Source organism: Yoonia sp., from assembly GCF_014859355.1.
Lineage (GTDB): Bacteria > Pseudomonadota > Alphaproteobacteria > Rhodobacterales > Rhodobacteraceae > Yoonia.
Genome location: NZ_JACUUJ010000012.1, coordinates 1 through 23379, shown reverse-complemented (window position 1 = coordinate 23379; position 23379 = coordinate 1). Strand labels below are relative to the sequence as shown.

The following is a 23379-nucleotide window of genomic DNA, read 5'->3' as shown; positions in this document are numbered from 1 at the left end:
CACTAAATAACGCGCAACGTCGAAAAAATCCGAGGGAATAATTTGAATGGCTAAGATTACCTACGTTGAACATGGCGGTAAGGAACACGTTGTTGATGTCGCCACGGGGCTGACCGTGATGGAAGGCGCCCGCGACAACGGGATTCCCGGCATCGAAGCAGACTGTGGCGGTGCCTGCGCTTGTTCGACCTGCCATGTCTATGTGGATCCCAGCTGGGTCGATAAACTGCCCGCCAAGGATGCGATGGAAGCAGATATGCTTGATTTCGCGTATGAACCGGACCCGGTCAGGTCACGCCTGACCTGCCAGATCAAGGTCACTGATGAACTTGACGGGTTGCGCGTGCAAATGCCCGTCAAACAAATCTGATGCGTCTTTGCGCCCTTGCCCTTGCTTGCTGGCCTGCAATGGCGGGGGCACAGACAGTGTCGCAAGCGTGGTTTGACACCCCAAGCGACCGTTATGCCCATGGTGTATTGGGTGATCATGCGGAATGGTCGCGCTTGGGGTTTGTGGCGGATGGGCGTCAGTATCACATTACGCTGCCTGACACACATGTTTTCGAAGACTGGCAACCACGTTTGTGGGATGTGACCGGTGACGGGGCACCCGAAATCGTCGTGATTGAAACCGACATACGCGCGGGGGCCGCGCTGGCAGTCTATGGACCGGCCGGCAAACTGGCGCAAACCCCGGCGATCGGGCAACCCTTCCGTTGGCTGGCGCCAATCGGCGCGGCCGATCTGGACGGTGACGGCGCGATCGAGCTTGCTTTCATTGATCGCCCACACTTAGCAAAAACGCTAAAAGTTTGGCGCTTTGTCGATGACACACTGGTGCCGGTCGCGCAGTTGGAGGGGCTGACCAATCACCGTATTGGCGAAACCGATATCGGTGGCGGCATCCGTGATTGCGGGCAGGGGCCAGAGCTGATTACAGCGAACGCGGATTGGAGTCGCATCATGGCGACGCTGCTGCGTGATGGTGCATTGCAAACCCGCGATATTGGCGCGCATGTTGACCGCAACAGTTTTGCGGCGGCGCTGCGGTGCGACATGCTGTCTGATTAGGCGCTTGCGGCAACCACTGCTAAAAGCACCGTGATTTCGGTCATCTGTTGTGTCGCACCAAGAATATCGCCGGTCTGCCCCCCGATTTTGGCTTTTGCGATCATCCCACACAGCAGCACAGCCAATGCAGCCATCAAAACAACGCCAAAGCCCGTGGTCACAAGGCCGATGACCCCGGCAATTGCCACAGCCAGCCAGATTGTTGCGGTGCTGGGCCTGCCGACGTGATGGCTAAGGCCGGTGTCGCGGGCGTTGGGCATGGCCCCCATCAGCACGACCATCCCCCCACGGCTCAGTGCGGCAGCACCGATCAGCGCGGCCCAATGGCTGCCGGATGCGATCAGCGCCGTCAGGGCCAGCCAGCGGATCAGCAGGGTCAGCGCCAATGCAATGACGCCATAGGTGCCGATGTGGCTGTCCTTCATGATCGCGAGCCTGCGCGCCCGGTCCCAGCCGCCCCAAAGCCCGTCGGCCGTGTCGGCCAACCCGTCTTCGTGCATGGCTCCGGTTAGGACAACACCAGCACCCAGCCCCAATGCGGCGGCGATCTGCGCGGGCAAATCCAGCGTCAGCATGACTGCGACTGTTGCTGAAATAATCACCGCAACGACGATGCCGACCACAGGATAGGCCCATGCGGCCGCCGCACCCCGCGCCACCGCACGGGTCGTCTCGATCGGGACAGGCAACCGTGTCAGCAGGCCCAAGGCCGCCGCTAGATCGCGCGGGTCAATCAAGATATTGTTGCGTTTTTCCAAGCATCTGCCCCTTGTGGCTCTTTTCATCTCATGTCTGATCGTTAGACAGGGTGCAGAATTGATGCAACGAGGATGTGATGCAAGCGCCCTTTGAAACCCTAACTGCTTTTCGTAATCTTTTGGCCCAAAGCCCCGCTTCTGATGGGGATGCAACGCGGGCTGCGCAGCATCGCAACGCGCAGTTGACCAAGCCCCCAGCCGCGCTGGGGCGCTTGGAAGATCTGGCAATTTGGTATGCGGGCTGGCGTGGCACAGGCCAGCCGACCATTACAGCGCCGCAGGTGGTGATATTTGCAGGCAATCACGGGGTCTGTGCGCAGGGGGTCTCGGCTTTTCCGCCCGAGGTGACGGCGCAGATGGTGGCGAATTTTCAACATGGTGGGGCAGCAATCAACCAGTTGTGCAAGGTATTTGGTGCGCGCATGGACGTTCACGCGCTGACCCTGGATGTGCCGACCGTCGATTTCACCCAAGCGCCCGCAATGACCGAAGAAGAACTCATCGCGGCCTTGCAAACGGGCTGGGCGGCAGTGGACCCACAGGCGGATTTGCTGGTGACAGGGGAAATGGGGATCGGCAATACCACGGCTGCCGCCGCAGTTGCCGCCGCGGTGCTTGGCGGGGATGCCGCGCGCTGGACCGGGCGCGGCACCGGTGTCGATGATGCGGGCCTTGCGCAAAAGATCGCAGTCGTTGCGCGCGGATTGGCGTTGCACGCCACATCCGATCCGCTGATGGCGCTGCGGTGCCTTGGGGGGCGCGAACTGGCGGCTATGGCGGGGGCGATCGCAGCAGCCCGCCATTACCGGATTCCCGTCATTCTGGACGGTTTCATCTGCTGTGCTGCTGCCGCTGTGCTGGAAAAAACCCATCCCGGTGCCCTTGATCACGCCGTTGCCGGACATCTGAGTGCCGAAGGCGCGCATCAGGCCTTGCTGGATGCACTTGGGAAGGCACCGCTTTTGAACCTTGGCTTGCGGCTGGGTGAAGGGTCGGGCGCAGCCTTGGCGATTGCCGTTTTGCAAGGGGCGGTCGCCTGCCATTCGGGTATGGCAACCTTTGCCGAAGCGGGGGTCAGCGACGGTTGATGGCCGGCTGCGGCCAACAGGCCCACCTTTGCGATGCTAAACCGGCAACGGCGCGTCGGGTTTGATACGTTCCATGACGATCTGGCTTTGCACCCGGCTGACGGCCGGATGCGGCAGCAAGACCTGCTGCACCAAAAGATTGAGTGCCGCAAGATCCGCACAATACACGCGCAGCAGGTAATCAGCCTCGCCGGTCAGGGTCCATGCGCCAACAATATCGGGCCTGGTGCGGGTCATCCGCACAAAATCCTGCGCGTTTTGCGCGGTATGCGTTGCCATGACCACCCGGATGAATGCCTCGACATGCAGGCCAACCTTTTCAGGGCTCAGATGCGCACGATAGCCCGCGATATACCCTTCGACCTCCAGCCGCTGACGCCGCCGCCCGGCCTGTGAGGGTGACATATGCAATGTGGCCCCCAGATCCTGTGCTGTTTGGGTCGAATCGTGTTGCAGTGTCGCGAGCAATCGCCGGTCTGTTGTATCAAGCGTCATGCGTGAACTCCGCTTATTTGATAAAATATACGCTTAAATATTGCATAATTAACAGAAAATATAGTCTAAATTGGCTAAATTACGCGAAAATGACGCGGTATAATCCGAAAAACGCGACATCAGGAGATTCACGATGGGCCCTTTCCCGCACGACGCCCCCAAAGCAAAGATCACGACAGAGAACCCGGCCGGAACAGATGGCTTTGCGTTTGTTGAATTTGCGCATCCCGAACCTGATACGCTGCGCGATCTGTTCAGCAAAATGGGCTATACACGGACAGCCACCCACAAGTCCAAGGCAATAGAGCTTTGGCAGCAAGGCGATATTACTTATATTATCAATAGCGAACCGGGCAGCCATGCGGCAGAATTTATTGCGCAACACGGCCCCTGTGCGCCGTCGATGGGCTGGCGGGTTATCGACGCGCAGCACGCCTTTGATCATGCCGTCAGCAAAGGTGCGGTGCCCTACGAAGGATCTGGCAGAACACTGGAGGTGCCTGCCATCGTAGGGATTGGCGGTAGCCTGATCTATTTTATCGACCAATATTACGACACCAACCCGTTCAATGCAGAATTTGACTGGGTCGCAGATGCCCATCCAACCGGCGTTGGTTTCTATTATCTCGATCACCTGACGCATAATGTGCATAAGGGGAACATGGATAAATGGTTCGCCTTTTATGGTGATCTATTCAATTTCAAGGAAATCCGGTTTTTCGATATCGCAGGAAAATTCACCGGGCTCTTGTCACGCGCGCTGACATCGCCCTGCGGCCGCATCCGTATTCCCATCAATGAGGACCGTGGAGAGACAGGCCAGATCGTTGAATACCTCAAACGCTATAACGGCGAAGGGATCCAGCATATCGCCGTTGGCGCCCGCGATATTTACACTGCGACCGATGAAATCGCCCGCCGCGGCATCAAATTCATGCCAAAACCGCCCGCAGCCTATTATAACCAAAGCGAAACACGCGTTCCTGGCCATACAGAGCCAAAAGACAGGATGATGAAATACGGCATTCTGATCGACGGCGAAGGCGTCGTAAACGGCGGCGAAACCCGCATTTTGCTGCAAATTTTCAGCAAAACTGTAATCGGCCCGATCTTTTTTGAATTCATCCAGCGCAAAGGCGACGACGGCTTTGGCGAAGGTAATTTCAAAGCGCTTTTTGAAAGCATTGAGGCAGACCAGATCGCGCGGGGTGTGCTGCTTCCCGATGCTTCATCAAGTTAATCGGCCAAATTACCCAGATGGCAGTTCCAGTGCGTAAGTGCGCCCGCGTTTGACGAAGTTCAGTGATTTTTCACTGATTGCTGTCACCTGCCCACCATCAAGCGTGCTGCCAACCTCGACCCTGACATACCGCCCATTGTTCAGGCGCACCAGCGCCCGGCGGGCATTGGAGCGACCATAAACGCCGATCAGGTTCATGTCCCGCAATGAGATCACATTTTCTTGCGTTGCCGCACGGGCCACACCCCCCGGAATTGCCGTGGTGGTTGGTGGCAGTGTCAGTTCAGGCGGTGCCTCGTCTATGGGCGCGTTTGTGTCGGGTGCTGATCTGTCCGGGGCGGCGGCGGGCTGTGGGCGTGATTGGGCAACGGCAACAACACGGTCGAAATTCCGGGGGCGTGCTTCGGGGCGTTTTGATGCACCGACCGCGCGCGGAGTCATGTCGATGAATGCCCGCGCCGCGCTGTCTCGTTCAATTTCGGAAATGACGGCGGTGATATCGGGGTTTGCAGGTGCCGTGGCGCTTGCAACTGCTGACGCGATGCTGGCCGGCCGCAGACGAGGGCGCAGCGAAGCGGTCACCGGGGCCAACTGGGATGATTCTGTGACATCGGCTGTCGCAGGTTCAAGCTGCGTCAGGGCAACGCCCCCGGGGCTGATCGAAGGGGCAATTTCATCAGGGCGCAGCGGTGGCTGGACAGAAGGCGCGCCAGCGATGACGACCACGCCATTTGTTTCCTCCGCAGGCGTTGCCGTTTCAGCCGGCGCCGTTTCGGCCCGTTCCGGACGCAGGCGCAATTGAATGTCAGGCAACCCCGCAAAGACAATGGCACCTTCTGGCGTGAGCGTTCCTTCGGGTGTTGCCTGAACAAAGCCGTTTTCATCAATGGTAAAACGGACGTCAGCCGGTGGTGGGTCAGCGGGGGGTAGAAAGCTCATGTCGGTTTCGTCCAGCGGCAGGGCGACAGTTGCCGGCTGCGTTATCCGGCCCGCCGCAGGCAATGGTGCGGGGGGCGTAACAGATATCTCAGACGTGGCGCGGGGGACACTGGCAAAGCGCGGCGCCCGTTGCCAAACGCCCGTAGCCGCGTAAATTCCGGCAGCTTGATCGGGGCTTAGCACTTGGCCCAGCGGGGTATTGGCAGGCGGCATGTCTACGCGCAGTGCATCGGCAGTAGGGACGTCTGCGCCACCTTGGGGGGTCGGGGTGATCGGTGCGTCAATGGCGCGCGGCGCTGCCAGCGCCAGATCAGGCAGACTCGGCCGGGGGCTGGCCGTGATGGTTTGAAGTGGTGGCAACGGGGCGGCGTCGGTCAGGTTGTCGGCCTGTTGTGCCGAGATGCCCCGCGTCGCCGTGTCAGGAAATTTGTCTTGCGCCCAGATCAGCCCGAAAATTAGCAGAACCCCCGCTGCAACGGCAGAGCCGGCGATCAGCCTGCGATGGCTGGACGCAACAGGTGCGCGCCGGGATTGGCCCGACGGGGCTGCAAAATTGCGTGTTTTTGGCGTTGCTGCGGGGGGCGGTGTGGCCGTAAGGATATGGGCCGTGGTTGTCCGCAGCATGGGGCAATATTCGGGGATAATGCGGTCAACCCGCGTTGTTGATTTGGCCGGTCGCTGCAACCGGTTGATCGCTTCAGGGCGATGCGGATAATATTCCGCGACAATCGCATCGGCCCTGATCGTCGCGGTTGCATCGCTTGATTGCATTGCCTTATGCGCCCCGGTGCTGTCCGCAGAAAGGTCAGACATGAACACATCGCCACACCTGGCTTTTGCGGTCTGTTGGTTCGACGCCTGCGCGTCGGTTTCTTCTGGCCTGTCACCGGCCCCCCGCGCAAGCAAGGCGGTCAGATCAAGGTCAGCCGCGCCGTTGTCGGCATGCAAAACCAGCATCCTGGATTTGATTGACGTCCCCGCCACCAGCACCGGCAGCGGGTCACGTGTCACCGTTGCGTCTGTGCCCAGCAGGTCGTGCATCATCGACGTTGGGCCAAAAAATATCTCTGTCTGAAAGGTAAAAGGTTCCGGCACGGCCACGAAACACACCGGGTTGAACCCATGGTCCATGGCAAAGTTTTCAGCTTCGCTCAGGGTTTCGCGGGCCACGGCTGCGATGTGGGTGCGCCCGCCGGAGCGTTCATAATCAATAACCAGTTCATCAAGGCGATAAGGCGTTGTCCCGTCAAGGATCGCATGGATGTCGGTCAGGTCAGTCTGTGTGCTGTCGATTGCAAGACATTTAATCTGTTCCAACGGGATGACGATCTTGCTGCGCAAGGGGCCATCGGCAAGGCCCTGTGCCTGTTCGCGCATCCGTGCCAGGGCCGTACCCAGGTCAGGGTCATCAAGACTGGCGGTGCCAATCAGCCGCCAGCCGCCTGGCACGCGAACAAGCAGGTCAATCCCTTCAAAAGACAGCGATAGCGCGAAGTTAATTGTCATGCCCAACATCTAGCATTTTGGTTTCAACGAGAAAACGCGTTTTGTCGCCAATCAGGCAAATTCTAGCGGAAACCCGCCCATGTCCCCGCCCATGTCAATGCATGGGCGGGGACATGGTTTTCAGGATACAGCCTTGGCCAGCGCCTGATCCAGATCTGCGATCAGATCTTTGGCATCTTCGATCCCGATAGACAGGCGCACAATGTTCGGTCCGGCGCCTGCGGCGATCTGCTGTTCGGGGGTCAGCTGGCGGTGGGTGGTGCTGGCGGAATGGATGATCAGGCTGCGCGTGTCACCAAGGTTAGCCACATGGCTAAATATTTCCAGACTATCCACCAGTTTCACGCAAGCATCATAGCCGCCCTTGACGGCAATGGTGAACAAGGCGCCTGCGCCTTTGGGGCAGATTTTGGGCACCAGTTTCGCATAGGGCGAACTATCCAGCCCGGCATAGGTGACGTAATCAACCCTAGGGTCATTTTCCAGCCATTTGGCGATGGTCATGGCGTTTTGCACGTGGCGATCCATGCGCAGCGACAGGGTTTCGATGCCCATCAGCGTGTAATGCGCCGCCTGCGGGTTCATCGTCATGCCAAGGTCGCGCAGGCCAATGGCGATACCGTGGAACGTAAATGCCAGCGGGCCGAATGTTTCTGCGAACTTCAGCCCGTGATAGGCCGGTTCCGGTGCGGACAGTGACGGGAACTTGTCATTCGCAGCCCAGTCGAATTTACCGCTGTCCACGACACAGCCGCCCGTTACCGTGCCATTGCCGGTAAGGTATTTTGTGGTCGAATGCACCACCAGCGTTGCACCATGTTCGATAGGGCGGCACAGATAGGGCGTCGCGCTGGTGTTATCGACGATCAGTGGAATACCTGCCGCATCGGTGATGGCGGAAATCGCATCCAGATCGGTGATATGACCGCCGGGGTTGGCGATCGCCTCGCAGAACACAGCGCGGGTGTCATCATCAATCGCGGCGGCCACGGCGTCATGATCGTCGAAATCGACGAATTTTGCGGACCAGCCAAAGCGTTTGATCGTCTGTGAAAACTGCGTGACCGTGCCACCGTAAAGCCGGCTGGAGGCCACGATATTCCGCCCAGGTGCCATCAGCGGGAACAGCGCCATGATCTGGGCTGCGTGACCCGACGAACAGCACACCGCGCCTGCGCCGCCTTCCAGCGTGGCGATGCGTTCCTGCAATGCGGCCACCGTGGGGTTGGTCAGGCGCGAATAGATATAGCCGACCTCTTGCAAGTTGAACAATGCCGCCGCGTGGTCGGCATCGCGGAACACATAGGCGGTGGTTTGATAAATCGGCACCTGCCGCGCACCTGTGGCAGGGTCAGGGCGGGCGCCTGCGTGCACTTGCAGCGTGTCAAAGCCATAGTGGGGGGTGTCGGTCATCTGTCTCTCTCCCTTTGAAATCATTTTGTGAAAGGTGTAGGCGGAAACCATGGCCTGCTCAACGACTCATGCGAAAAAGGATCAAACCATGCCCGTTCCCTTTCATTTTGCCTTTCACGTCACTGATCTGGACGCCGCACGGGAATTTTATTCCGGCGCGCTGGGCGCGGTTGAAGGACGGTCCACCGACACATGGGTCGATTTCGATTTCTTCGGTCATCAGCTCAGCCTGCATCTGGGCGAAGCATTTGCCAACGCGCCCACTGGCAAGGTGGGCGATCACATGGTGCCAATGCCGCATTTTGGTGTCGTGCTGCCCTTGGATGACTGGACGGCGCTGGCCGGCCGGCTGGAGGACCGCCAGACCGATTTCATCATCGCCCCATCCGTGCGGTTCAAAGGCGAGCCGGGCGAGCAATGGACAATGTTTTTCCGCGACCCGTCCGGCAACCCGATCGAGGTCAAAGGCTTTGCAAAAGAAAGCGGCGTTTTTGCAAAGGGCTAAGTCAATCAATGACCGCATGACAAAGGGCCCGATGCAAACACCGGGCCCGATCGTGTTGTTGCCGTTTAGCGGATAACGCGCACGATCGTGCCCGTTGCGGCATCGACCAGAACAGTTTGGTTGTTGACGTTCAGATACCGGAATTCGGGCTGTGCAGGCACATCAAACATCACGACCTCGGCAGGAACGCCGGCACCAATGGCGACTTCACCGTTGAGGTAGATCGTATCGACAGGATTGGCGGTCACAAACACCAGCGTTTCCTCGGATGGCTCGACGGTCGATACGGCAACGGCAGAGCCAATCACCCCGCCTGCGATGATGCCACCCAATGGGCCACCCGCCGCAAAGGCAATCAGTGACCCCAGCGTCGCGCCAAGGGCCGCAGCGGAATTCTGTTCCGCTTGGGTTGCATCCACATCTGGCACCGTCACGGTGGTCAGTGACAACGAACCGGGGCGGTTGATCAGCGCCACTGGCTTTGCGTCTTCCTCCACGTATAGATATTCGGCTGAGGCCCAAGCTGTCTGCTCGTCGAAACTGATCTGGCACCAGCTGACATCTTCCAGGCAACCTTCGATCATAACGGCTTGGTTCAGTTCAAGGACACCGACGGACGGGGCGAATTCGCTTGGTGTCACACGGGCAGAGATTTCGGCACCGGCGCGTGCTTCGGTTGATTGCGCAAAACTCGGTGCGGCAGCAGTCAACGCGATCACCGAAGCGAGGCCAAGGGTCAAAGATTTCATGGAATATTCCTTTCGAGCCGCAGGGGTGCCTGCCTGATGTTCAGGGGCTGCCGTCGCGATCAGATGATAGGTGTGCATGGACCATGAAAGATGTAAGGCCAGCCTGAACCCCGGGTGGCATGCTCGGCCATATTCCGCCGAGGGTTTCATGCAGCCTCGGCTGGCGTCGCGCGGGTCTGGCCTTTACCGAATCCAGAACCCGGCCGCTTTGATCTGGTTGCGCAATGCCTTTTCATGGCGGGGCAGGTTATCGCGGTCAAACAACGCGCGCAGCTTTTGCCCGCGCCCTTGATAGATTATCCGCTTGAACGGGTCATATTGCTTGAGCCACTTTTTCACCTTGTTGGGCGCGGCGGCGGTTTCCAGTGCGGTGATTTCAGCATCGCTTGCGCGGGCGTAAAACAGTGGCAGCACCCGGTAGTGGCAGGTCACGTCGCCGTCCAGCCCGGCCAGGTCCGGCCCCGGTCTGCCGCCGCCAAGCGCATGAATGACCAATGGTAGAACAATCTGGTCCAGCCACGGGTCAAGCGGCTGGATCACCATTTCTGCGGTCGGGTTATCGCGCACGGATACGGCGTATTCGGTGAACCGCCTGCCAAATGCAACAGGATCGGCGCCAAAAAACCAGCCTGCGTTGAAATAGAGATAGCGTTCCCAGTATTCATCGGGCTGGGTCAGGTCCAGGGTGCTGTCAAAATCCAGCCCGAACCGTTCATAAAGCGATTTCCATATTGCGGTGTAGCCAGGCCAGTACAATTCCTCGACCGGCCACGTGCCGCTGCGGTTCATGGATGCAGCGGGGCGGGTAAAGTCGAAGGGAACCGCGCCCAGATCGCCCGTGATCAGCGTATCGGTGTCAAAGAATACGAACGGCGCGCCCGCCGGTAAGGCTGACAATGCTTCGATCTTGTTGCCGTAGGGGTAGCTTTGGCCGAAATGCACCGACGTGAAGGGCACGATTTGTGCGCCCATGTCTGATAGCACCGCCTTGATATCGGCGGGCATCCGGGGGTCGTGATCCCACAGCGGCCCGGGCTGTGGTTCGCCCACATAGACCTGGCCTGCAAAGCCGGGCGAATGCGAACGCAATGACGCCAAGAAAAGCACTGCCTCATACGCAAGGCGGCCCGCCTGACCGATGATCAGAATATTGAAAGGCTGTGCGTGGCGGGCGGGCTGCGCCATATGCATGGTATCCATCTGTATTTTTCAACTACTAATGACCCCCGCAGGCCAAGGCAACCTTGACCCTTTGCAGATGCGGCAGGCCCCAAGTCAGCCGTTGCCGGGCCGGCGATTCACGAAATTTACCGGATACGCGCTTTTTTGTGAAAACCACATCCCGTTAATTCGTCCTTCATCTGCGTATGCGGCGGATAAATGTCCTGACATGATGGTAAAAATTAGGCAAAAAGACCTGCTTTACCTATTTTTACCTTCTTTCTTGTCTTTCCGGTTGCATAACCAAAGACCACTTGTTTTAGTCAAGGCACAAAGACGAGCAGAAAAAACTGCCGGACCGCTGGGGAGAAAAAGTTTGTCACAAGCTGGAAACAGCGCAGCGTTCGTTGAATTCGAACGTGTGCAAAAAAGCTATGACGGCGAGACACTGGTTGTGAAAGATCTCAACCTGTCGATGCCAAAAGGTGAATTTCTGACGATGCTTGGCCCGTCGGGGTCTGGCAAGACAACCTGCCTGATGATGCTGGCCGGCTTTGAGACGGCGACGCATGGGGCGATCCGGTTGGATGGCGTATCTATCAACGATATCCCACCTCATAAACGCGGCATCGGGATGGTGTTCCAGAACTATGCGCTGTTTCCGCATATGACGGTGGCAGAAAACCTGTCGTTTCCGTTGGAAGTTCGCAAAATGGGCAAGTCGCTGCGCGAGGAAAAGGTCAAGCGCGCGCTGGAGATGGTGCAGATGGGTGACTTTGGCGGGCGGCGTCCGGCACAGCTTTCGGGTGGTCAGCAACAGCGGATCGCCTTGGCCCGCGCGTTGGTGTTTGAACCGGAGCTGGTGCTGATGGACGAACCGCTGGGCGCGCTGGACAAGCAGTTGCGCGAAACATTGCAGTTTGAAATTACCAACCTGGCGCATGATTTGGGTATCACCGTGGTTTACGTGACCCACGACCAGACCGAGGCGCTGACCATGTCAGACCGCGTTGCCGTTTTTGATGATGGCCGGATCCAACAGTTGGCGCCGCCGGACGAGCTTTATGAAAAGCCGCAGAACAGTTTTGTGGCACAGTTCATTGGTGAAAATAACACGCTGGATGGCGTCGTGCAGGAAATCCGCGGCGATACCTGCATCGTCAAGCTAGACAGCGGTGACGTAATCGACGCGGTTCCGGTGAATGTGGCGAATGTGGGTGACCGGACGCTGGTGTCCATCCGGCCAGAGCGGGTCGAATTTGATAAAAGCCGCCTGCAAGAAGGTGCCCATACGCTGAAAGCCGAAGTGCTTGAATTCATCTATATGGGTGACATTTTCCGCACACGCCTGCGGGTTGCCGGACGCGACGATTTCATCATCAAGACACGCAACGCACCTGATCAGGTGCGCTTGGAGCCGGGCCAGCAGATCGACATCGGCTGGCTGGCAGAGGATTGCCGCGCGCTTGATGCATAGCGGAATGATGGACCGCCGATGCCCGACGGGCGGCCCTGCAAATAAACTGGATAACGGGTAGATTAACGGGAGTATAAAATGAAACTGACAAAAACACTAATGGCGACATCCGCGCTGACATTGGCGGGCGCATCAGCATTTGCAGACGCGCATATGGTCGACTCGATGACGCTTGTCAGCTGGGGTGGCGCCTATCAGCACAGCCAGAACGAAGCCTATCTCAAGCCGTATCTTGAGATGAATCCGGGCGTCACCGCCGTATGGGATGAATCCTCGAACGAGGCGGTTGCCAAGCTGCGTGCGATGAACGAAGCGGGCAATATCACATGGGATGTTGTTGATGTTGTTGCAGCCGACGCCATTCGCCTGTGCGACGAAGGTCTGGCAATGGAAATCGACGTCGACGAGGTGCTGTTAGCGGGTGACGATGGCTCCACACCAACCCAAGACTTTGGTGAGTTGCTGGTGTCTGATTGCTTTATTCCGCAAATCGCCTATTCGACCGCATTCGGCTATCGTACGGACGTGGAAGCATGGGGCGGGAATACACCCACCGAAATCTGTGATGTCTTTGACCTGGAAACATTCCCCGGTCAGCGGTCGCTGGAACGCCGCCCGATCAATAACATGGAATGGGCGTTGCTCTGCTCTGGCGTTGCCAAGGAAGACGTCTATGACATGCTGGAAACCGAAGAAGGCCAGGACATGGCATTCGCCAAGCTGGCCACCATCAAGGACAGCGTTGTCTGGTGGTCGGCCGGTGCCGACACACCCCAGCTTTTGGCTGATGGCGAGGTTCTGATCGGGTCCACCTACAATGGCCGTCTGTTCAGCCTGATCGAAGAGCAGGACCAGCCCGTCGCCATGCTGTGGGACGCGCAGGTGTATGACATTGATGGTTGGATTATTCCTACCGGCCTGCCAGAGGATCGCCTGGCGCGCGCCATGGACTTTATCCGCTTTGCGACCGATACGCAGCGCCTGGCGGATCAGGCTGCATATATCGCCTATGGTCCGGCACGTCAGTCGTCTGCACCGCTGGTTGGTCAACATGCCACGCTGGGGATCGATATGGCCCCGCACATGCCAACCAACCCGGCAAACGCGCAGAACATATTCGTTTACAACTACGAATGGTGGGCTGATTACCGCGACGATCTGGACGCCAAGTTCCAAAGCTGGCTGGCACGCTAAGCTACAGCCTTTGCAGGGTGGGTTTTGCCCACCCTGCATGTTCAAGATTTGTCGCGCGGGTGGAAAACAACTGATGCCAAAAGGCTATATCATCGGCCATATCACCGTGAATGATCCTGAGGCCTATCAGGAATATATCACACGCGACACACCCATGATCCTATCCTATGGCGGCCGCCCCATCGTGCGTGGAGGCACATCCGAAGTGCCCGAAGGACCAGCCTTTGATCGCCATGTGATTTTTGAATTTCCCGACTACGAAAGCGCAAAGGCGCTGTACTATTCGTCGGAATATCAGGAAGTCGCCGAAATACGGCGCAAGAATGCAACCAGCCAGATCGTGCTGGTAGAAGGGGTTTAACACATGAGTGAGCAAGTTCTGGCCGCCGATGGCCGCCCGCTCAAGTCCAGCCTGAACCGTGCCCTGCGGCGTCAAAAGATGCGGGCCCTGATGCTGATCGCGCCGCTACTGCTCTTTATCATGCTGACCTTTGTCATACCGATCGGGCAGATGCTGTTCCGGTCTGTCGAAAATCAGATCGTGGGCAATACGATTCCCAAGACAGTCGCGGCGCTGGCCGCGTGGGATGCCGATCAAAATGAAGCCCCCGACGAAACGGTGTTTCAGGCCTTGTTCTATGATATGTTCGTTGCTGCAGAGGCCAAGGAACACACGAAACTGGGGTCGCGGCTGAATTATGAACAGGCGGGGATTTCGTCCCTGTTTCGCAAATCTGGCCGCAGCCTGAGCGATATAGGTGAGCTTTATCAAGACGCTTTCGAAGACTTGAACCCCGCTTGGGGTGATGGCGCGTTCTGGTTTGACCTGATGAACGATAATGGCGGGGCAATCGCCAGCGGCTTGATGATCCAGCAGCGCGACCGGCTGAAACGTCTGACATCCGCCGACATCAGTCTTGACGTTGACTTTGCCTTGCGCGGTGACATTGCGCAGGCGCTGCCCTTGACGGCCCAGCAATACGCGAGTTGGGCACTTTATACGGCGAATGTCGACAATGACGTCATCGCCGAAGAAACCCCGTGGGAAGCGGTCTATGCCGCATTGGCGGATGATCTGCGTGACCCAGAAGCCGGCGCACGGTTGGCGGCGTATGACGGCCCGGGTGCAGATTCACTTTTGGCTGCGCTGGCGATTGTGCCGGATATTGCTGCACCATCTTATAAGGACGCATTTGCCGAGATTGACAGTGGTTGGCTGGAACCCCGTGTGTGGCAGACCATCCAGACGTATAGCCCGCCTTTCACACCCGGGTATTTCCTGAATTCGATCGATCTGGAACAGACCCCGAACGGCATTGAATGGCGACCGGAAAACCAACAGATATATTTGACTTTGTTCTGGCGCACATTGGTGATGTCATTGACCATTACGGGCAGTTGTATTCTGCTTGGCTATCCTGTCGCCTGGATGCTGGCCAACCTGCCAGCGCGCACAGCCAACCTTTTGATGATCCTTGTGCTTTTGCCCTTCTGGACATCGCTGCTGGTGCGCACATCCGCTTGGAAGGTTCTGTTGCAGGATCAGGGGGTGATCAATTCACTGCTGGTCTGGATCGGCCTGGTTGCCGATGACAACCGACTTTCGTTAATCAACAATGCGACTGGCACGATCATTGCAATGACACATATCCTGCTGCCCTTCATGATCTTGCCACTGTATTCGGTGCTAAAAACGATCCCGCCCAGCTATCTGCGCGCCGCGAAATCGCTGGGGGCAACGAATTGGACAGCGTTCTGGCGGGTCTATTTCCCGCAAAGCATTCCAGGGATCGGTGCGGGGTCTATCCTGTGTTTCATCCTGTCGATCGGCTATTATATCACGCCGGAAATCGTGGGCGGGACACGGGGTGTCTTTATCTCGAACCGGATCGCCTATCACATCTCGACCTCGCTTAACTGGGGGCTGGCGGCTGCGCTTGGCGCAATTTTGCTGGCGGCTGTCCTGCTTCTTTACTGGGCATACGACCGGATCGTAGGCATTGATAACGTCAAACTGGGAGGCTGAGCGATGAGCACATTGCCACCATACGCCACAACGGGCCAGAAAATCTGGCATTATAGCTTTCGCGTGATTGTTGGCTTAGTTCTGTTTTTCTTGATCGCACCGATTGTCACGATCATTCCGTTGTCGTTTAACGCGGAAAACTTTTTCACCTTCACGCCAAAAATGTTGGCGCTGGATCCCGAAGGTTATTCGCTGAAACACTACCGCGATTTTTTCAGCAACCCCGAATGGACCCGGCCGCTGAAAAATTCGCTGATCATCGCGCCATTTGCGACGATCATTTCTGTGTCTTTAGGGACATTGGCCGCCATCGGATTGAGCCAAAGCCATGTGCCCTTTCGGCGCGCGATCATGGCGATCATGATTTCACCAATGATTGTGCCGCTGATCATTTCTGCGACGGGGATGTTCTTTTTCTACAGCCAGATGGGGCTGTGGATGGAAGAATATCTGGGCATGTCAAGGTCCGTGACGGGATATGTCAAGGTGATCCTGGCCCATGCGGCGCTTGGAATTCCTTTTGTGATTATCACAGTGACCGCAACACTTGTGGGTTTTGATGAATCGCTGACGCGCGCTGCTGCCAATATGGGTGCTACGCCCACGGTCACGTTTTTCCGGGTGCAGATGCCATTGATCTTGCCCGGGGTCATTTCAGGGGGGCTTTTCGCCTTTATCACGTCATTTGACGAAGTGGTGGTGGTTTTGTTTGTCGGGGCCGCGGCGCAAAAAACACTGCCTTGGCAAATGTTTACGGGGCTGCGTGAACAGATCAGCCCGACAATTCTGGCGGTTGCGACAGTGCTGGTCTGCGTGTCGATTCTGCTGCTGGCAACGGTCGAGATGTTGCGCCGCCGATCCGAGCGGTTGCGCGGCATGTCGCCGGGCTGACCTGTCCATTGCCGGTTTGATCGTTGCAAAATGCGGCTGTGAAAATAGCCGCATTTTTTGCATTGGGTTAGGGAAGGACAGCCAGCCAGACCCAAACTGTCAGGATCGAAAGTGCTGTCCCCATCAACACAGCCGAGGCCGCCACCCGTTTGGCCCTGCCATAAAGGTTGGCAAAGACATACGCGTTGATCCCCGGTGCCATTGCCGCGGTCAGCATGGCCGAGCGGAATGCTTCAACGCTGAGATCATTGGCGCGCCCCAGCCCCCAAACAACGGCAGGATGAAGAACCAGTGACACCGCTACAACGTAAAGGATGGTGCGCATGTCGCCTTCGGGCCGATAACGGTAAAGCACGCCGCCAAGCCCGAACAAAGCTGCAGGCAGTGCCGCGCGCACCATCAGGTCGATGCCATCGGTCAGCACAGCGGGCAGGGGGATATTGCCAAGGTTGACGATAAACCCTGCCGTAATCCCGATGATCAAGGCGTTATGAAACATGCCGCTGATCACTTTGCCGGGCAGGGCGGCAATATTGCTGCCCCGGTTGCGTGCGATTTCCATCGCCGTGATGCCGACCGCATAGCAAAAGGGTGAATGCACTGCGATAATTGCATAATTTGCCATCAGCGCATCAGACCCATAGGCCCGTTCCGTAATCGGCAGACCAAGCAAAAGCGAGTTTGAAAACAGACAGCAGAACCCGATTGCAACGCTGTCTTCCCAATCGCGGCCAAAGATGAAACGCGCGCCAAGCAAGCCTGCAAAGAAACCGGCAAGCGCACCGGCGTAAAAACTGAACAACAAGGCAAGATCAAAATTCTGGCCCAGATCAAGGGTCGATATCGCCCGGAACAACAAACAGGGAATTGCGAAGCCTTGGGTGAATTTCATCAGGCCATCGACGCCCGCCTCGCTAAAGCCACCTTTCCAGACGGCAAGATAGCCAAAGCCGATCACCAGAAAGACCGGCAGGATCACATCAAGCAGAGCTGCCATCACCATTTTCCTAAAGGTGCGGCTGCGCCGCGTTCTATTTTCAGGCCTCCGGCGGGGATATTTTCGCGCGAAAGAAGCCGTTACCGGACAGGGAAGGTCAAGGTCATGCCATCGAAAGCAGGGTGGACATGGGCGGGGGTTTCGGCCTCGAGGGTGTCATAGTCCAGATCGTTGTGCAGATTTGTCAAAACCGCCTGCCCCGGGGCGACGTGCGCGATCCAGTCAAGTGTCTTGGCCAGATGCGCATGGGTCGGGTGCGGTTTGCGGCGTAATGCATCGACAATCCAGCAGTCAAGGTTCTGAAGCTGCGCCCAAACCGGTTCTGGGATGTCAGAGACATCGGGCAAATATGCAACGCCGCCAACGCGAAAACCAAGGGCGTCTATGTTGCCGTGTTTGACCTGAAAGGGTGTCAGCGTGATCGGCCCGCCGGGCCCGTCGATGGTTACATCGCCGATGATGGTGTTCAGGTCACAGATCGGCGGATAGGCAGAGCCTGCGGGTTGCACGAAAGCATATCCAAACCGGGACAGCAAAGCATCGGTTGTGTCGCCATCAGCCCAGACCTGCATCCGTGTGCGGGTGTTGAAAACGATCATGCGCAGATCATCGATGCCGTGGACATGGTCGGCATGTGAATGTGTGTAAACCACACCGTTCACGACCCCGACCCCTGCTTCAAGCAATTGGTTGCGCATATCGGGTGATGTGTCGATCAGCACGCGGGTCACATGGCTTCCACTGGTGCGTGTCACCAGCAACGAACACCGCTGACGGCGGTTTTTGGGGTTGGCCGGATCACAATCGCCCCAGTCGCCACCCAGACGCGGCACGCCGCCCGATGATCCACAGCCAAGAATTGTAAAACTTAGGGTGTCAGTCATGCGTGGGCCTTCCAGAACAGACGATCAAAGTTGGCGGTTGTTTGTGCGGCAAAATCGGCAAAGCTCTGCCCGAAAATATCGGCACCGATTTTTGCGGTATGGGCGGTAAAGGCTGGTTCGTTGCGTTTGCCCCGATGGGGTGGCGGCGCCAGATACGGGCTATCGGTTTCCACAAGGATCCGGTCAATCGGTGCATTTGCAAAGATGTCACGGATGTCCTGGCTTTTGGGAAAGGTGGCGATGCCGGACATCGACAGGTAAAACCCCAGATCAAGCGCTTTTCTGGCGAGCGCGGCCCCGCTGGAAAAACAATGCAGCACGCAAGTGAACGCGCCGTTGGCATATTCTTCCGACAGGATTTGCGCGATGTCGTCATCCGCCGCACGGGCGTGGATGATCAGTGGCAGACGGGTCTGCCGCGCCGCAGCAATGTGGATGCGCAACGATTGCTGTTGGATATCCTTGCTTTCGGCGGTGTAGTGATAATCAAGCCCGCTTTCGCCAATGCCGACAAACTTGGGGTGTTCTGCCAGGGCGATCAGCTCATCCACCGTGGCTAGCGGCTCTGCCGCTGCGCTCATCGGATGGGTGCCTGCGGCATAATAGACGGGGGCATACCGTTCGGCGATGGCGCGCACCTGCGGTTCTTGGCGCAGTCTTGTGCAGATCGTCACCATACGTTCCACGCCAGCATCCAGCGCGCGCGCGATCACGGCATCGCGTTCGGTGTCGAAATCCGGAAAATCCAGATGGCAATGGCTGTCAACGATTTTTGCTTGGGTCATATCGCGGCTTTCAGGCTGCGGCGACACCTTGTGCCGTCTGTTCGATCTTGAAGATCATATCAAGGATCAGCGCGGCAGGGTCAAGGTTCACTGCGCGCCCATGGCGCGACCTTTCGGAAAGGTCCTGTTGCAATTGCGCCCAGCGGCGCGCGGCGCGATCATCGGGGGCGATGCGGGACAACAGGCGTGCTTCGCCGTTTGCGCCTTGTACGCTGGGTGCGCCCATCAAGCCGGCCTTGGCCGCACGTGCAAGGAACAGGTCGATCAGGTCCAGTGTCAGTCCAAAACGGGTGCTGCCGGCCCGGCCTGTGCAACTTTCGGCGATTTTTAACGCCGCAGGCCGGTTGATCTGTGGCAGGCCGTCAAAAAGCTGGATCAATGCAGCGTAAAGCGTCAGTCCGTCATGATTGAGCAGTCGCACCGCGTCACCGGGCGATCCGCCAGCCAGCGCAGCAAGACTTTCGGCACTGCCTGCCGGATGGCCCGCCTGATTCAGTGCTTTTTCCAGATCGCCAGCTGACAAGGGGGCACAGCGCAATTCCCGGCACCGTGACCGAATCGTTGGCAAAAGCCGTGACGGTTGGTGCGCGACCAGCAGCAATGTGGTGTTTGCTGGGGGCTCTTCCAGTTCTTTCAGGATCGCGTTGGCTGCGTTGCGGTTCAGTTCATCTGCCGCATCAACGATCACCACCCGCCGCCCGCCATCTGCCGCCGAAAGTTGGAAAAAGGTTTTCAGGCTGCGCACCGCGTCAACCGTGATATCGGCCTTCAGCGCCTTTGCCTTGTCGTCCCAGGGCCTGCGGATCAGTGCCAGCCGTGGGTGCGCACCGGATTGCACCAAGCGTGCGTCGGGGTGTTGGGGATCAACGGCAAGGGTCTGATCGTCAAAAAGCGAAGGCGCAGCCCCTGCCAACAAAAAGGTTGCGATCTTCCACGCCAGCGTCGCCTTACCCACACCGCGTGGCCCGGTGATCAGCCAGCCTGAGTGCAAACGACCGTTGGTGAAGGCATCCAGAAAATCGCGTTCTGCCATGCCCTGCCCAAACAGGACCGGCGTTTCGCGCGGATGCGGCGCGCCCTCGATCCGGTCGGGTTCGGGATTGGACGCGTCTGTCATGCGTGGGCTGCGATTTCTGAGGCGATCTGATCGGCGGTGCGGTTGCCGTCAATCAGGACACAGCGGTTCGGGTTGGCATGCGCAAGCGCCAGAAACCCATGTCGCAGGGTTTCCTGAAAGGGCAGGCCAAAATCTTCGAAACGGTCTTCGCCTGATTTGCGGGCAAGGCCGCGTTCCAAGGCAAGCACAGGGTCCATGTCAATGACGAAGGTCAGGTCCGGTTCTCGCGCGATCATCAAAGCATGCAACTGATCCACCATGGGCCGTAGATCACCGCGCGTTGCGCCCTGATAAACCCTTGTGCTATCTGCGAAACGGTCTGAAACGACGGTTTTTCCTGCCGCAAGCGCGGGATTGATCGTTTTTTCAAGATGGTCCCTGCGTGCGGCAGTGAAGAGCAGTATTTCGGTTTCGGCAGACCAGCGATCGGGGTCACCGGTCAAAAGCAGCTTGCGAATGTCCTCTGCGCCGGGGCTGCCGCCGGGTTCACGGGTGAGAACGACCCCAGTGCCCTGCGCCTGAAGATGTTGTGCAAAACGCCGGGCTTGTGTTGATTTGCCGGAACCGTCTATACCTTCGAAAGTGATAAAGCGCGGCAGGGTCATGCGCCCTCGGTGGTCTGGTCTGCCTGGGGGCCAAACTTCTGCCATAGCACGGCGGCGACCGTGCGCATACGTGCGGCAAATCCACCGCGCCCGATATCGGTTTGCGCCACAAGCGGCAGACGCTTTTCAGGCAGCCCATCCAGGGTGATCACAAGCTCTCCCAATGGCTGGCCTGCGGTGATGGGTGCCTCGATTGGACTATGATAGACCACCTGTGCATCAATCGTGCCTTGGTTCAGGATCGGAACCAGCAACGACAGATCATTTGCCACCGTCAGCCCAACGGTGTTTGCGTCACCCATCCAGACGGGGGCCTCTGCGAGGCGGGTGCCTGCGCTGGCCACATCCTTTTGCGCGAACTGCCGGAAGGCCCAGTTGACAATCCGTTCGGATTCCTCGGCTCGGATGGCCTGCGACTCTAATCCGGTAATCACGAAAATGACCCGACGATTGTCTTGTTTTGCAGAACCGACCAGCCCGTAACCTGCCTCTTGGGTATGGCCCGTTTTCAGACCGTCAGCCCCGATCCCCAGCGTCAACAGCGGGTTGCGGTTGCGCGAATTTGACGGAACGCGATTGTCAAAGGCAAATTCGGTTTCGGCAAAAAGTGGATAGAACGTGGGGAAATCCGTTATTAACCGGTCAGTCAAAATCCCCAGATCTTCCATTGACATGCGATGTTCGTCGGCAGGCCAGCCGTTTGCATTGGCAAAGACAGAATGTTCCATCCCCAACTGTTGCGCCCGCTGTGTCATCATGAGCGCAAACCCTGCCTCTGTTCCGTCGGGTGACAGGGCTTCGGCCAGCACGGTGCTTGCATCATTGCCCGACAAGACGATGACGCCGCGCAAAAGATCCTCGACCGTGACACGATCAGTGGTGTCCAGAAACATCGACGATCCGCCATAGCTGGCTGCATGGGCAGAAACCGGCAAAATATCGTCAATCAACAAACGGCCGTCTACGATTGCTTCAAATGCCATGTAAATGGTCATCAGCTTGGACATGGATGCCGGGGGCAGGGGGATATCTTCATTCTTGGCCAAAAGAACGGTGCCGGTGGTCTGGTCGAAGACGTAAGCCGCTGTCGCCCGCGTATCAAAGGTTTGCGCCACGCTTGCGCTCGCGCTGAGAACGCAACCGAAAATCGCAATGAGGATGGATGATCTGGGCATGTGTTCGGGTCTCCGCATCGTGGGTCTGTGTCAAATTTCAAAACCGAAAGCATCGGCAAAGCCAAGCTGTTTGATTTGGGCAAGCATTGCCGCTTGCGCATCGGCATCGGTCGCCGGGCCAGAAACAACGCGCCAGACCGTCCTGCCACCGGCCTCTTCGGGCAGGGACTGTGCAGCAAGACCGGCAGCGCGCAGTCTGCCTGCCGCCGCTTCGGCGTTGGCCTGGATACTGAACACCCCAATCTGTATCAGCCGACCAGCTAGGTCTGGCGCGCCCGCCGCAGTTGTGTCCGGGGGTTGCGCGGCCACAATAACCGCACCAGTGGCCTCGGGGTTGACGGCACTTGCATCTACCGGATCAAGCGCGGTTTCCTGCACGCTAACAGGCGCAGCAAGGGCCGCAACGACCGGATTTTCCTCTGGTGTTGGTGCTGTCAGCACCTCTTGGCGCCGCAGCACCACCACGCTGATTTCCGTTGGAGCGCCGGCCAGAATACCCAATGCATCCGCCGCATCCGATGACATTTGCAGCAATGGGCCGGGGTTTTCACGTTCGCGGCGAAACAAGGCTCCAATGACTGTCTGGCCATTGGTCTGATTGGTAATCCGCACACGTTCTGGATCGGTCACATCGGGATGCGCCACCCAGATGCCCCCCAGCGATGGCCGCCCATCCCATAGCCCCCGATCCGTTATCGCGAAAATATCCGGCCGCTCAACGTCTTGTTCCACGCTGCGCCCTTGCGCCGCCGCAGGTTGGGCCGCAGTTTCGTTTGTCGCGGTTTTGGATGTGCCGGGAAAAGAAAAACCACCGTCTTCGCTACATCCCGTGATAATCATCGCTGCGACAAGAAATGCCAGACTTCTGAATTTATGCCCCGCGCTGATCTTTTCGCACATCATCTGTCCGCCCCCTTGCCCATTGATCGTTGCGCTGGGCTTTTGCCCGTTCGTCGCCGATTTGATCTTCGCGTTTCTTCGCACGGATGCCTACATTGCGCCAGCAAAACAACCTACTTTGCATGGCTCTTCTGGCAAGATAACGCCGGTTTGGCGCATTTGAAAGGCAGGTCTGCAGCCTTTGTAAAACAGGTGCCGCTGCAAAGCTGCTTTTCGAATCGGAAATTGGTCGCTAACAGGGCGTGGTCGGAGGAGTGGCAGAGTGGTTGAATGCACCGGTCTTGAAAACCGACGTAGGTGAAAGTCTACCGTGGGTTCGAATCCCACCTCCTCCGCCACCTTGACCTCCCGAATCTGCACAGGGGCCCTTTCGGGGTCCTTTTTTCTTTTTGTTTCAAAGGGG

The 23379-nt window shown here is 57.9% G+C and carries 23 protein-coding genes and 1 tRNA gene; 11 read left to right on the top strand and 13 right to left on the bottom strand.

Annotation, left to right across the window (positions count from 1 at the left end; all coding sequences use genetic code 11):
- The first annotated feature begins 46 nt into the window (after nucleotides 1–46).
- Nucleotides 47–370, top strand: coding sequence for a 2Fe-2S iron-sulfur cluster-binding protein (locus IBX59_RS06375; protein ID WP_296373565.1), 324 nt, complete (start codon nucleotides 47–49; stop codon nucleotides 368–370).
- Nucleotides 370–1071: a VCBS repeat-containing protein gene (locus IBX59_RS06370; RefSeq protein WP_296373563.1), complete on the top strand. Its 702-nt coding sequence runs from the start codon at nucleotides 370–372 to the stop codon at nucleotides 1069–1071. Before IBX59_RS06375 ends, IBX59_RS06370 begins: the two co-directional genes overlap by 1 nt.
- On the opposite strand, the gene cobS is transcribed toward IBX59_RS06370, so the two are convergent.
- Nucleotides 1068–1829 carry an adenosylcobinamide-GDP ribazoletransferase gene (gene cobS / locus IBX59_RS06365; RefSeq protein ID WP_296373561.1) on the bottom strand — a complete coding sequence of 254 codons (762 nt, stop codon included), beginning with the start codon at nucleotides 1827–1829 and terminating at the stop codon, nucleotides 1068–1070. The two genes, IBX59_RS06370 and cobS, sit on opposite strands and share 4 nt — an antisense overlap.
- Nucleotides 1830–1906: 77 nt before the next feature.
- Here cobS and cobT point away from each other — a divergent pair, with 77 nt between their 5' ends.
- Complete coding sequence (cobT, locus tag IBX59_RS06360; RefSeq protein WP_296373560.1) at nucleotides 1907–2917, top strand: nicotinate-nucleotide--dimethylbenzimidazole phosphoribosyltransferase; 1011 nt, start codon at nucleotides 1907–1909, stop codon at nucleotides 2915–2917.
- 36 nt (nucleotides 2918–2953) lie between these two features.
- Here cobT and IBX59_RS06355 read toward each other — a convergent pair whose 3' ends face one another.
- Nucleotides 2954–3412 (bottom strand): Lrp/AsnC family transcriptional regulator, encoded by a 459-nt coding sequence (locus IBX59_RS06355; protein ID WP_296373559.1) that lies wholly within the window; start codon nucleotides 3410–3412, stop codon nucleotides 2954–2956.
- A 133-nt stretch (nucleotides 3413–3545) separates the two neighbouring features.
- Here IBX59_RS06355 and hppD point away from each other — a divergent pair, with 133 nt between their 5' ends.
- Entirely contained in the window at nucleotides 3546–4652 is a 1107-nt protein-coding gene (gene hppD, locus IBX59_RS06350) for a 4-hydroxyphenylpyruvate dioxygenase (RefSeq protein WP_296373557.1), read from the top strand.
- 9 nt (nucleotides 4653–4661) lie between these two features.
- On the opposite strand, the gene IBX59_RS06345 is transcribed toward hppD, so the two are convergent.
- Both IBX59_RS06345 and IBX59_RS06340 read right to left on the bottom strand, forming a co-directional pair.
- Nucleotides 4662–7097: a hypothetical protein gene (locus IBX59_RS06345; RefSeq protein WP_296373555.1), complete on the bottom strand. Its 2436-nt coding sequence runs from the start codon at nucleotides 7095–7097 to the stop codon at nucleotides 4662–4664.
- A gap of 120 nt (nucleotides 7098–7217) precedes the next feature.
- The gene (locus tag IBX59_RS06340; protein WP_296373553.1) at nucleotides 7218–8510 is read right to left on the bottom strand and encodes an O-acetylhomoserine aminocarboxypropyltransferase/cysteine synthase family protein; all 1293 of its coding nucleotides are present in this window, start codon (nucleotides 8508–8510) and stop codon (nucleotides 7218–7220) included.
- Nucleotides 8511–8598: 88 nt separating this feature from the next.
- On the opposite strand from IBX59_RS06340, the gene IBX59_RS06335 reads away from it, so the two are divergent.
- The gene (locus IBX59_RS06335; RefSeq protein WP_296373551.1) at nucleotides 8599–9015 is read left to right on the top strand and encodes a VOC family protein; all 417 of its coding nucleotides are present in this window, start codon (nucleotides 8599–8601) and stop codon (nucleotides 9013–9015) included.
- Nucleotides 9016–9080: 65 nt separating this feature from the next.
- On the opposite strand, the gene IBX59_RS06330 is transcribed toward IBX59_RS06335, so the two are convergent.
- Nucleotides 9081–9764 (bottom strand): DUF1236 domain-containing protein, encoded by a 684-nt coding sequence (locus IBX59_RS06330; protein WP_296373549.1) that lies wholly within the window; start codon nucleotides 9762–9764, stop codon nucleotides 9081–9083.
- Between the two features lie 183 nt (nucleotides 9765–9947).
- Nucleotides 9948–10949: a hypothetical protein gene (locus IBX59_RS06325; RefSeq protein ID WP_296373670.1), complete on the bottom strand. Its 1002-nt coding sequence runs from the start codon at nucleotides 10947–10949 to the stop codon at nucleotides 9948–9950.
- A 352-nt stretch (nucleotides 10950–11301) separates the two neighbouring features.
- On the opposite strand from IBX59_RS06325, the gene IBX59_RS06320 reads away from it, so the two are divergent.
- The 5 genes from IBX59_RS06320 (at nucleotide 11302) to IBX59_RS06300 (ending at nucleotide 16513) form a co-directional block, all read left to right on the top strand.
- A complete protein-coding gene (locus IBX59_RS06320) occupies nucleotides 11302–12402 on the top strand; it encodes an ABC transporter ATP-binding protein (RefSeq protein WP_296373547.1) in 1101 nt (366 codons plus the stop codon).
- Between the two features lie 78 nt (nucleotides 12403–12480).
- Nucleotides 12481–13596, top strand: coding sequence for an extracellular solute-binding protein (locus IBX59_RS06315; protein WP_296373543.1), 1116 nt, complete (start codon nucleotides 12481–12483; stop codon nucleotides 13594–13596).
- Nucleotides 13597–13669: 73 nt separating this feature from the next.
- On the top strand, nucleotides 13670–13957 hold the full coding sequence (locus tag IBX59_RS06310) for a DUF1330 domain-containing protein (RefSeq protein WP_296373541.1): 288 nt from the start codon (nucleotides 13670–13672) through the stop codon (nucleotides 13955–13957).
- 3 nt (nucleotides 13958–13960) lie between these two features.
- Nucleotides 13961–15622 carry an ABC transporter permease gene (locus tag IBX59_RS06305; RefSeq protein WP_296373539.1) on the top strand — a complete coding sequence of 554 codons (1662 nt, stop codon included), beginning with the start codon at nucleotides 13961–13963 and terminating at the stop codon, nucleotides 15620–15622.
- 3 nt (nucleotides 15623–15625) lie between these two features.
- Nucleotides 15626–16513 carry an ABC transporter permease gene (locus tag IBX59_RS06300; protein WP_296373537.1) on the top strand — a complete coding sequence of 296 codons (888 nt, stop codon included), beginning with the start codon at nucleotides 15626–15628 and terminating at the stop codon, nucleotides 16511–16513.
- A 67-nt stretch (nucleotides 16514–16580) separates the two neighbouring features.
- Here IBX59_RS06300 and IBX59_RS06295 read toward each other — a convergent pair whose 3' ends face one another.
- The 7 genes from IBX59_RS06295 to IBX59_RS06265 all read right to left on the bottom strand — a co-directional run bounded on the left by IBX59_RS06295 (nucleotide 16581) and on the right by IBX59_RS06265 (nucleotide 22979).
- Nucleotides 16581–17510, bottom strand: a complete 930-nt coding sequence (locus IBX59_RS06295; protein ID WP_296373535.1) for an AEC family transporter — start codon at nucleotides 17508–17510, stop codon at nucleotides 16581–16583.
- Nucleotides 17511–17590: 80 nt separating this feature from the next.
- Entirely contained in the window at nucleotides 17591–18394 is an 804-nt protein-coding gene (locus tag IBX59_RS06290) for an MBL fold metallo-hydrolase (RefSeq protein ID WP_296373533.1), read from the bottom strand.
- Nucleotides 18391–19179 (bottom strand): TatD family hydrolase, encoded by a 789-nt coding sequence (locus IBX59_RS06285; protein WP_296373531.1) that lies wholly within the window; start codon nucleotides 19177–19179, stop codon nucleotides 18391–18393. The genes IBX59_RS06290 and IBX59_RS06285 overlap by 4 nt, the downstream gene beginning before the upstream one ends.
- Nucleotides 19180–19189: 10 nt before the next feature.
- Nucleotides 19190–20296 carry a DNA polymerase III subunit delta' gene (locus tag IBX59_RS06280; protein WP_296373530.1) on the bottom strand — a complete coding sequence of 369 codons (1107 nt, stop codon included), beginning with the start codon at nucleotides 20294–20296 and terminating at the stop codon, nucleotides 19190–19192.
- Nucleotides 20293–20901, bottom strand: coding sequence for a dTMP kinase (gene tmk, locus IBX59_RS06275; RefSeq protein ID WP_296373528.1), 609 nt, complete (start codon nucleotides 20899–20901; stop codon nucleotides 20293–20295). The genes IBX59_RS06280 and tmk overlap by 4 nt, the downstream gene beginning before the upstream one ends.
- The gene (locus tag IBX59_RS06270) at nucleotides 20898–22076 is read right to left on the bottom strand and encodes a D-alanyl-D-alanine carboxypeptidase family protein (RefSeq protein ID WP_296373525.1); all 1179 of its coding nucleotides are present in this window, start codon (nucleotides 22074–22076) and stop codon (nucleotides 20898–20900) included. The genes tmk and IBX59_RS06270 overlap by 4 nt, the downstream gene beginning before the upstream one ends.
- A gap of 30 nt (nucleotides 22077–22106) precedes the next feature.
- Nucleotides 22107–22979 (bottom strand): SPOR domain-containing protein, encoded by an 873-nt coding sequence (locus IBX59_RS06265; RefSeq protein WP_296373523.1) that lies wholly within the window; start codon nucleotides 22977–22979, stop codon nucleotides 22107–22109.
- 245 nt (nucleotides 22980–23224) lie between these two features.
- Here IBX59_RS06265 and IBX59_RS06260 point away from each other — a divergent pair.
- Nucleotides 23225–23314: transfer RNA gene (locus tag IBX59_RS06260), tRNA-Ser, on the top strand.
- The last annotated feature ends 65 nt before the right edge of the window (nucleotides 23315–23379 follow it).

Coding starts and splice junctions, on each gene's coding strand:
- IBX59_RS06375 (WP_296373565.1), top strand. CDS start 47: ATGGCTAAGATTACCTACGTTGAACATGGCGGTAAGGAACACGTTGTT.
- IBX59_RS06370 (WP_296373563.1), top strand. CDS start 370: ATGCGTCTTTGCGCCCTTGCCCTTGCTTGCTGGCCTGCAATGGCGGGG.
- cobT (WP_296373560.1), top strand. CDS start 1,907: ATGCAAGCGCCCTTTGAAACCCTAACTGCTTTTCGTAATCTTTTGGCC.
- IBX59_RS06355 (WP_296373559.1), bottom strand. CDS start 3,412: ATGACGCTTGATACAACAGACCGGCGATTGCTCGCGACACTGCAACAC.
- hppD (WP_296373557.1), top strand. CDS start 3,546: ATGGGCCCTTTCCCGCACGACGCCCCCAAAGCAAAGATCACGACAGAG.
- IBX59_RS06345 (WP_296373555.1), bottom strand. CDS start 7,097: ATGACAATTAACTTCGCGCTATCGCTGTCTTTTGAAGGGATTGACCTG.
- IBX59_RS06340 (WP_296373553.1), bottom strand. CDS start 8,510: ATGACCGACACCCCCCACTATGGCTTTGACACGCTGCAAGTGCACGCA.
- IBX59_RS06335 (WP_296373551.1), top strand. CDS start 8,599: ATGCCCGTTCCCTTTCATTTTGCCTTTCACGTCACTGATCTGGACGCC.
- IBX59_RS06330 (WP_296373549.1), bottom strand. CDS start 9,764: ATGAAATCTTTGACCCTTGGCCTCGCTTCGGTGATCGCGTTGACTGCT.
- IBX59_RS06325 (WP_296373670.1), bottom strand. CDS start 10,949: ATGGCGCAGCCCGCCCGCCACGCACAGCCTTTCAATATTCTGATCATC.
- IBX59_RS06315 (WP_296373543.1), top strand. CDS start 12,481: ATGAAACTGACAAAAACACTAATGGCGACATCCGCGCTGACATTGGCG.
- IBX59_RS06310 (WP_296373541.1), top strand. CDS start 13,670: ATGCCAAAAGGCTATATCATCGGCCATATCACCGTGAATGATCCTGAG.
- IBX59_RS06305 (WP_296373539.1), top strand. CDS start 13,961: ATGAGTGAGCAAGTTCTGGCCGCCGATGGCCGCCCGCTCAAGTCCAGC.
- IBX59_RS06300 (WP_296373537.1), top strand. CDS start 15,626: ATGAGCACATTGCCACCATACGCCACAACGGGCCAGAAAATCTGGCAT.
- IBX59_RS06295 (WP_296373535.1), bottom strand. CDS start 17,510: ATGGCAGCTCTGCTTGATGTGATCCTGCCGGTCTTTCTGGTGATCGGC.
- IBX59_RS06290 (WP_296373533.1), bottom strand. CDS start 18,394: ATGACTGACACCCTAAGTTTTACAATTCTTGGCTGTGGATCATCGGGC.
- IBX59_RS06285 (WP_296373531.1), bottom strand. CDS start 19,179: ATGACCCAAGCAAAAATCGTTGACAGCCATTGCCATCTGGATTTTCCG.
- IBX59_RS06280 (WP_296373530.1), bottom strand. CDS start 20,296: ATGACAGACGCGTCCAATCCCGAACCCGACCGGATCGAGGGCGCGCCG.
- tmk (WP_296373528.1), bottom strand. CDS start 20,901: ATGACCCTGCCGCGCTTTATCACTTTCGAAGGTATAGACGGTTCCGGC.
- IBX59_RS06270 (WP_296373525.1), bottom strand. CDS start 22,076: ATGCCCAGATCATCCATCCTCATTGCGATTTTCGGTTGCGTTCTCAGC.
- IBX59_RS06265 (WP_296373523.1), bottom strand. CDS start 22,979: ATGATGTGCGAAAAGATCAGCGCGGGGCATAAATTCAGAAGTCTGGCA.